This window comes from Streptomyces sp. NPDC043738 (assembly GCF_056436545.1).
In genome coordinates this window covers 14,871-22,486 of record NZ_JBWKCJ010000054.1, presented here as the reverse complement: position 1 = coordinate 22,486, position 7,616 = coordinate 14,871, and the positions used below count along the sequence as shown (strand labels likewise).

Annotated in this window: 9 protein-coding genes; 1 reads left to right on the top strand and 8 read right to left on the bottom strand. The window is 68.9% G+C overall.

Annotated features, from left to right (window positions below; all coding sequences use genetic code 11):
* Positions 1-59: 59 nt before the first annotated feature.
* Positions 60-422: a MarR family winged helix-turn-helix transcriptional regulator gene (locus tag AC0680_RS37260; RefSeq protein WP_478637479.1), complete on the top strand. Its 363-nt coding sequence runs from the start codon at positions 60-62 to the stop codon at positions 420-422.
* Between the two features lie 48 nt (positions 423-470).
* On the opposite strand, the gene AC0680_RS37255 is transcribed toward AC0680_RS37260, so the two are convergent.
* Genes AC0680_RS37255 through AC0680_RS37220 form a run of 8 tightly spaced genes read right to left on the bottom strand, consistent with a single transcriptional unit; the run spans position 471 to position 7,144 of the window.
* Positions 471-806 (bottom strand): metal-sulfur cluster assembly factor, encoded by a 336-nt coding sequence (locus AC0680_RS37255; RefSeq protein WP_384442185.1) that lies wholly within the window; start codon positions 804-806, stop codon positions 471-473.
* Positions 803-1,261, bottom strand: coding sequence for a Fe-S cluster assembly sulfur transfer protein SufU (gene sufU / locus AC0680_RS37250; RefSeq protein WP_384442188.1), 459 nt, complete (start codon positions 1,259-1,261; stop codon positions 803-805). The genes AC0680_RS37255 and sufU overlap by 4 nt, the downstream gene beginning before the upstream one ends.
* 36 nt (positions 1,262-1,297) lie before the next feature.
* Positions 1,298-2,554, bottom strand: coding sequence for a cysteine desulfurase (locus tag AC0680_RS37245; protein ID WP_478637477.1), 1,257 nt, complete (start codon positions 2,552-2,554; stop codon positions 1,298-1,300).
* A complete protein-coding gene (gene sufC / locus AC0680_RS37240; protein WP_393491896.1) occupies positions 2,551-3,315 on the bottom strand; it encodes a Fe-S cluster assembly ATPase SufC in 765 nt (254 codons plus the stop codon). Before sufC ends, AC0680_RS37245 begins: the two co-directional genes overlap by 4 nt.
* 7 nt (positions 3,316-3,322) lie before the next feature.
* Positions 3,323-3,640, bottom strand: a complete 318-nt coding sequence (locus AC0680_RS37235) for a non-heme iron oxygenase ferredoxin subunit (protein ID WP_362916621.1) — start codon at positions 3,638-3,640, stop codon at positions 3,323-3,325.
* On the bottom strand, positions 3,637-4,821 hold the full coding sequence (gene sufD, locus AC0680_RS37230; RefSeq protein WP_384442197.1) for a Fe-S cluster assembly protein SufD: 1,185 nt from the start codon (positions 4,819-4,821) through the stop codon (positions 3,637-3,639). The genes AC0680_RS37235 and sufD overlap by 4 nt, the downstream gene beginning before the upstream one ends.
* A 59-nt stretch (positions 4,822-4,880) precedes the next feature.
* The gene (gene sufB / locus AC0680_RS37225) at positions 4,881-6,302 is read right to left on the bottom strand and encodes a Fe-S cluster assembly protein SufB (RefSeq protein ID WP_351534402.1); all 1,422 of its coding nucleotides are present in this window, start codon (positions 6,300-6,302) and stop codon (positions 4,881-4,883) included.
* Entirely contained in the window at positions 6,299-7,144 is an 846-nt protein-coding gene (locus AC0680_RS37220; protein WP_478637476.1) for a helix-turn-helix transcriptional regulator, read from the bottom strand. The genes sufB and AC0680_RS37220 overlap by 4 nt, the downstream gene beginning before the upstream one ends.
* Positions 7,145-7,616: the final 472 nt, after the last annotated feature.

The following is a 7,616-nucleotide window of genomic DNA, read 5'->3' as shown; positions in this document are numbered from 1 at the left end:
GACCGTCTTGATCACCACGCAGTACGAGACCCTGGTGAAACGATCCGTCGTTCCCGCCGCTGACCTGGGGATTCACGGAACTGCGGTCAGAGCCACTCTCGCAGAGCGCCACCACCCGGCTCGTCGACCGCCTGGTGCGCGCCGGGCGGGCACGGCGGACCGCCGACCCCGAGGACCGGCGGCGGGTCCTGGTCGAGCCGCTGCCGATCCCGCCGGAGGAGGACGAGGCGGCCTTCGGGCCCGCGCGCCGGCGGATGGCCGAGGTGTTCACGGCCTTCAGCGAGGACGAGCTGCGGGTGCTCTTCCGCTACTTCGCGGCGGCGGCGCCGGCGCTGCGCGATGCCACGGCCGAGACCAAGGGGCTGCCGGCCCCCGGCGCCGGTGACCGGCCCGCCCCGGCGTCCGGGCCGCGGCGCCGCTGAACGCGACAAGGCCCCGGCGTTGAGCCGGGGCCTTGTGCGAGAGAAAGATCAGACGTTGAAGCCGAGCGCGCGGAGCTGCTCGCGACCGTCGTCGGTGATCTTGTCCGGGCCCCACGGGGGCATCCAGACCCAGTTGATCTTCAGTTCGCTGACGATGCCGTCCGTGGCGGACTTCGCCTGGTCCTCGATGACGTCGGTCAGCGGGCAGGCCGCGGAGGTCAGCGTCATGTCGATGGTGGCGATGTTGGCGTCGTCGATGTGGATGCCGTAGATCAACCCGAGGTTGACGACATCGATGCCCAGCTCCGGGTCGACGACGTCGTAGAGGGCCTCGCGGACCTCTTCCTCGGAAGCCGGCTTGGTGGTGGTCGGGCTCTCGGTCATGCGGTCTTCGCCTCCTCGGAGAGGGCCTTGGCCGTGGCGTCCTTCCAGGCCATCCAGCTCAGCAGCGCGCACTTCACGCGTGCCGGGTACTTGGAGACGCCGGCGAACGCCACCGCGTCCTCCAGCACCTCCTCCATCGCGTCGTCCGGCTCGACCTGCCCCTTGGACTGCATCAGCTCCAGGAACGTCTCCTGGATCCGCTGTGCCTCGCCCAGCTCCTTGCCGACCAGGAGGTCGTTGAGCACCGACGCGCTGGCCTGGCTGATGGAGCAGCCCTGGCCCTCGTAGGACACATCCTCGATCGTCGCGCCGTCGAGCCGCACGCGCAGCGTGATCTCGTCACCGCACGTGGGGTTGACGTGGTGCACCTCGGCGTCGCCGTCCCGAAGACCGCGCCCATGGGGGTGCTTGTAGTGGTCCAGGATGACGTCCTGGTACATGGAATCCAGCTTCACGGCTCAGTCAGTCCCGTCCTCATCCGCTGTGCTTGGTTAACCGAAAAAGTTGCGGACGTGCTCCAGACCCTCGACCAGGGCGTCGACCTCGGCCGGCGTGGAGTACAGATAGAACGACGCTCGCGTGGTCGCAGGAATTCCGAAGCGCAGGCAGACCGGACGGGCGCAGTGGTGGCCCACCCGGACCGCGATGCCCTGCTCGTCCAGCACCTGGCCGACATCGTGCGGATGGATGTCGCCAAGGGTGAAGGAGATCGTCGCGCCGCGCTCCTCGGCCGTGCTCGGGCCGATGATGCGCAGGTCGGGGACCTCCAGCAGCCGCTTGACGGCGTACTCGGTGATCGCGTGCTCATGCGCGGCGATCTTGTCCATACCGATCGAGGTGAGGTAGTCCACGGCCGCGCCGAGGCCGACGGCCTGGGCGATCGGGGGCGTACCGGCCTCGAACTTGTGCGGCGCGGGCGCGTAGGTCGAGGAGTGCATGGACACCGTCTCGATCATCTCGCCGCCACCGAGGAACGGCGGGAGGTCCTCCAGCAGCTCCTGGCGGCCCCACAGGACGCCGATACCGGTCGGGCCGCACATCTTGTGGCCGGTGAAGGCCACGAAGTCGGCCTGCAGCGCCTGCACGTCCAGCAGCATGTGCGGGGCGGCCTGCGAGGCGTCGATGCAGACCAGCGCGCCGACCTCCTGGGCCCGGCGGATGATCGTCTCGACCGGGTTGATGGTGCCCATGATGTTGGAGACCAGCGTGAAGGAGACGATCTTCGTCTTCTCGGTGATGATCTCTTCGATGTTGGACAGGTCCAGGCGGCCGTCGTCGGTGATGCCGAACCACTTCAGCTTCGCGCCGGTGCGCTGCGCGAGCAGCTGCCACGGGACGATGTTGGAGTGGTGCTCCATCTCCGTGATGACGATCTCGGTCTCGCGGTCCACCCGGTAGGGCTCTTCGGCCCAGCCGAGCATGTTCGCGACGAGGTTGAGCGACTCCGAGGCGTTCTTGGTGAAGATCACCTCGTTGCGGCTCGGCGCGTTGATGAAAGCCGCCACCTTGTCACGGGCGCCTTCGTACAGCGCCGTGGCCTCCTCGGCGAGCACATGCACGCCGCGGTGGACGTTGGCGTTGTGGCGTTCGTAGTAGGCGTTGAGCGCGTCGAGGACCTGGCGCGGCTTCTGGGAGGTCGCCGCGTTGTCCAGGTAAACGATCTTCTTCCCGTCGTGGACCGGACGGTCCAGGATGGGGAAGTCCTTACGGATCGCCTCTGTGTCGAGGAGGCCCGGCAGCTGTGTCACGCGGTTGCGCCACCCTTCACATATGCCTCGTAGCCCTCGGCCTCCAGCTTGTCCGCCAGCTCCGGGCCGCCGGACTCGGCGATCCGGCCGTTGGCGAAGACGTGGACGTGGTCGGGCTTGATGTAGCGGAGAATCCGCGTGTAGTGGGTGATGAGCAGGGTGCCCACCTCGCCCGTCTCGCGGACGCGGTTGACGCCCTCGGAGACGATCCGCAGCGCGTCGACGTCCAGACCGGAGTCGGTCTCGTCGAGGATCGCGATGGCCGGCTTGAGCAGCTCCAGCTGGAGGATCTCGTGCCGCTTCTTCTCACCACCGGAGAAGCCCTCGTTGACGTTGCGCTCGGCGAACGAGGGGTCCATCTGGAGGCGCTCCATGGCCTCCTTGACCTCCTTGACCCACAGCCGCAGCTTGGGGGCCTCGCCGCGGATCGCGGTGGCGGAGGTGCGCAGGAAGTTGGAGACCGAGACGCCGGGGACCTCGACCGGGTACTGCATGGCGAGGAAGACGCCGGCCCGGGCGCGCTCGTCGACGGACATCTCCAGGACGTCCTCGCCGTCGAGGGTGACGGTGCCGCCGGTGATCGTGTACTTGGGGTGACCCGCGAGGGAGTAGGCGAGGGTCGACTTGCCGGAGCCGTTGGGGCCCATGATGGCGTGCGTCTCGCCCTGCTTCACGGTCAGGTCGACGCCCTTCAGGATCTCGCGCTGGCCGTTCTCGGCCTCGACGGAGACGTGCAGGTCGTGGATCTCAAGCGTTGCCATGGGTGACTCAGGACTCCTGGGTGACGGAGACGAGCACGTCGTCCCCTTCGATCTTTACGGGGTATACGGGGACGGGGCGCGTCGCGGGAAGGCCGTTCGGCTTGCCGGTGCGCAGGTCGAAGCTCGAACCGTGCAGCCAGCACTCGATCGAGCAGTCCTCGACCTCGCCCTCCGAGAGGGAGACGTTCGCATGCGAGCAGATGTCGTTGATCGCGAACACCTCGCCCTCGGTGCGGACCAGGGAGACGGGGACGCCGTCGAGCTCCACCCGCTTGGGGGTGTCCTCCTCCAGCTCGCTGAGCGCCGCTGCGCGTACGTAGCTCATACCGCGGACGCTTCCAGCTCGGCCTCGATCTTGCTCATCAGGCGCTCCTCGACGTCCGGGAGGCCGATCTGCTGGACCAGCTCGGCGAAGAAGCCGCGCACGACCAGCCGGCGGGCCTCGTCGGCCGGGATGCCGCGGGCCATCAGGTAGAACAGCTGCTCGTCGTCGAAGCGGCCGGTCGCCGAGGCGTGTCCGGCGCCGACGATCTCACCGGTCTCGATCTCCAGGTTGGGCACCGAGTCGACCCGCGCGCCGTCGGTGAGGACGAGGTTGCGGTTGAGCTCGTAGGTGTCCGTGCCGGTCGCCGAGGCCTGGATCAGGACGTCGCCGATCCAGACGGCGTGGGCGTCCTCGCCCTGCAGCGCGCCCTTGTAGACCACGTTGGAGCGGCAGTTGGGCACCTCGTGGTCGACGAAGAGCCGGTGCTCGTGGTGCTGGCCCTGCTCGGTGAAGTACAGGCCGTAGAACTCGGCCTCGCCGCCGGGGCCCGCGTAGGTGACGCGCGGGTGGAGACGGACGAGGTCGCCGCCGAAGGTGACGGCCACGGACTTGAACGTGGCGTCCCGGCCGACCAGGGCGTTGTGCTGCCCGACGTGGACGGCGTGGCCGTCCCAGTCCTGGACGGAGACGACGGTCAGCTTGGCGCCGTCGCCGAGGAGGTAGTCGACGTTGGCGGCGAGCACCGCGTCACCGGTGTGGTCGATGACGACGACCGCCTCGGCGAACGCGCCGAGCTCGATGACCTGGTGGCCGAAGGCCGTACCGCCCTCGCCGTGGACGGCGATCCGGATCGGCTCGGTGAGCTGGGTCTCCTTGGGGACCGTGACCACCGACGCCTTCTCGAACGAGCTGTATGCCTGGGCGGCGACCCGGTCCACGGGCTTGCCGGCCCTGCCGACCCGCGGGTCGGCGCGGTCGACCAGCTCGTGGGTGACGCCCTCGGGCGCGGTGATGTCGATCTTCAGGTCGGGGCCGCCGGCCGTCGCGCTGCCGTCGTGCAGGCCCTTGAGGCGCGCGAGGGGCGTGAAGCGCCACTCCTCCTCGCGGCCGTGCGGCACCGGGAAGTCCGCCACGTCGTAGGACGGCGGGGCGCTCATCCGGGTGGCGACGGTGGACTCCGCGGCCACCGCGATGGAGCCGGTGGTCGTGGAACCCGCCGGGATGTTCTGAGCCTCAGCCATGGCTGTCGTAGTGCTCGCTTTCTGCGTTCAGGGAGTCAGTCGCTGCTGGGGGCCGGACGTCAGCCGACCGCACCTTCCATCTGCAGCTCGATCAGCCGGTTCAGCTCCAGCGCGTACTCCATCGGCAGCTCACGCGCGATCGGCTCGACGAAGCCGCGCACGATCATCGCCATGGCCTCGTCCTCGGACAGGCCACGCGCCATCAGGTAGAAGAGCTGGTCCTCGCTGACCTTGGAGACGGTCGCCTCGTGGCCCATGGACACGTCGTCCTCGCGGACGTCGACGTAGGGGTAGGTGTCCGAGCGGGAGATGGTGTCCACCAGCAGGGCGTCACACAGCACGTTGGACTTGGAGCCCGCGGCGCCCTCGCCGATCTCGACCAGACCGCGGTAGGAGGTGCGGCCGCCGCCTCGCGCCACCGACTTGGAGACGATGTTGGAGGAGGTGTTCGGCGCCATGTGGACCATCTTGGAACCGGCGTCCTGGTGCTGGCCCTCGCCCGCGAAGGCGATGGACAGGGTCTCGCCCTTGGCGTGCTCGCCCATCAGGTAGACCGCCGGGTACTTCATCGTCACCTTGGAGCCGAGGTTGCCGTCGACCCACTCCATGGTCGCGCCCTCGTAGGCGACGGCGCGCTTGGTGACCAGGTTGTAGACGTTGTTCGACCAGTTCTGGATGGTCGTGTAGCGGCAGCGGCCGCCCTTCTTGACGATGATCTCGACGACCGCGGAGTGCAGCGAGTCCGACTTGTAGATCGGCGCCGTGCAGCCCTCGACGTAGTGCACGTAGGCGTCCTCGTCGACGATGATCAGCGTCCGCTCGAACTGGCCCATGTTCTCGGTGTTGATCCGGAAGTAGGCCTGCAGCGGGATGTCGACGTGGACACCCTTGGGGACGTAGATGAACGAGCCGCCGGACCACACCGCGGTGTTCAGCGACGCGAACTTGTTGTCACCGACCGGGATGACCGTGCCGAAGTACTCCTGGAAGAGCTCCGGGTGCTCCTTGAGCGCGGTGTCGGTGTCCAGGAAGATGACGCCCTGCGCCTCCAGGTCCTCACGGATCTGGTGGTAGACGACCTCGGACTCGTACTGGGCCGCGACACCGGCGACCAGGCGCTGCTTCTCCGCCTCCGGGATGCCCAGCTTGTCGTAGGTGTTCTTGATGTCCTCGGGCAGGTCCTCCCAGGAGGCGGCCTGCTGCTCGGTGGAGCGGACGAAGTACTTGATGTTGTCGAAGTCGATGCCCGACAGGTCCGAGCCCCAGTTGGGCATGGGCTTCTTGTCGAACAGGCGCAGACCCTTGAGGCGGAGCTTGAGCATCCACTCCGGCTCGTTCTTCTTCGCCGAGATGTCGCGGACGACGTCCTCGGAAAGACCGCGCTTCGCGGAGGCGCCGGCCACGTCGGAGTCGGCCCAGCCGTATTCGTACTTGCCCAGGCCCTCGAGCTCAGGGTGAGCAGTCTCCGTGGGGAGCGTCATGCGGGGTTCCTCCCGGCCGTGCTTGCAGATGCTGTGGTGGTCTTTGCGGTGGTGCTGTGAGCGGGCTTGCCGGCACCGGCCTTCGGGACGAAGGTCGTGCACACCCCGTCGCCGTGGGCGATGGTGGCAAGACGCTGTACGTGGGTCCCGAGCAAACGGGAGAAGACCTCGGTCTCCGCCTCGCACAGCTGCGGGTACTGCTCGGCGACGTGTGCGACCGGGCAGTGGTGCTGGCAGAGCTGTTCACCGAGCTGGGGATTGGGGGCGCTGCGCGCCGTAGCAGCGTACCCGTCCGCGGTCAACGCCTTCGCAAGGGCCTCGGTACGGGCCTCCGGCTCGGCGCTCTCGACCGCCTCGCGGTAGCCCTCGGCCTGCGCCGCGAGCCGCGCGCGGGCGAACGCGGCGACCGCCGCCTCGCCCTTCTCGCCGCCGCCCGCGCTCTGCGCGATCCAGCGCAGCGCGTCGGAGGCGAGCTGGTCGTAGGCCTGGTCGAAGGCGTCGCGCCCGCAGTCGGTGAGGGCGAAGGCCTTGGCCGGGCGGCCGCGGCCACGTGTGCCGTAGACCCGCTTCTCGCGGGGCTCGACCACGCCCTCGGCGACCAGCGCGTCCAGATGGCGGCGGACCGCGGCCTGGGTCAGCTCCAGGCGGAGCGCGAGCTCGGCCGCGGTGGACGGACCGTGGTCGAGAATGGAGCGGGCGACCCTGTTGCGGGTGCCCTGCTGTTCGTCGTGCGGCGCCGGGGCGGTCGCCCTCGCCTGCTCGGTGCGCCCGTGCGCGGAGGCGGCGGGCCCGGTGGTCTGGTCGACCACGGGCTCCCGCTGATCCTCGCTCGCGTATTTCACAACGCCATTGTTGCGTAATTCGTCAAACCGGTTCAAGCCTCGTCCACACCGTGGACTGGTGGCCTCTATCACTTAGGCTTACCTAATTCAAGTCCCCTCCGGGGGCCTCGAAAGGGGCTCCGACCTGCGGCGCGTGCCCCGGTCGCGGCGGCCGCGATCATGGCCGGCACGGCGGCCGAAAATCATGGCACCGCACACCGCCGGATTGACCACCCCCGGGCCCGCCGGGTCCCGTCGGCCCCCTGCGCCCGTCGGACCCCGGGCGCCCCACACGACGCCAGGCACCGCGCCCCCTGGCCGCCAAACCCCCGTTACCGGCCACCCCGTCCGTCTTCGTAGACTTCCCGGCATGCGCAGCAGCTCCGGGGGGGGGGGGGCGCCGCCCCCCCCCCCAGAAGGCGCTCTCCGGGGCATTGTTGCGTTCGCGCAGGGACAAGAGAAAGAAAACCCGCAGCGGGGCGAGAACCACGCC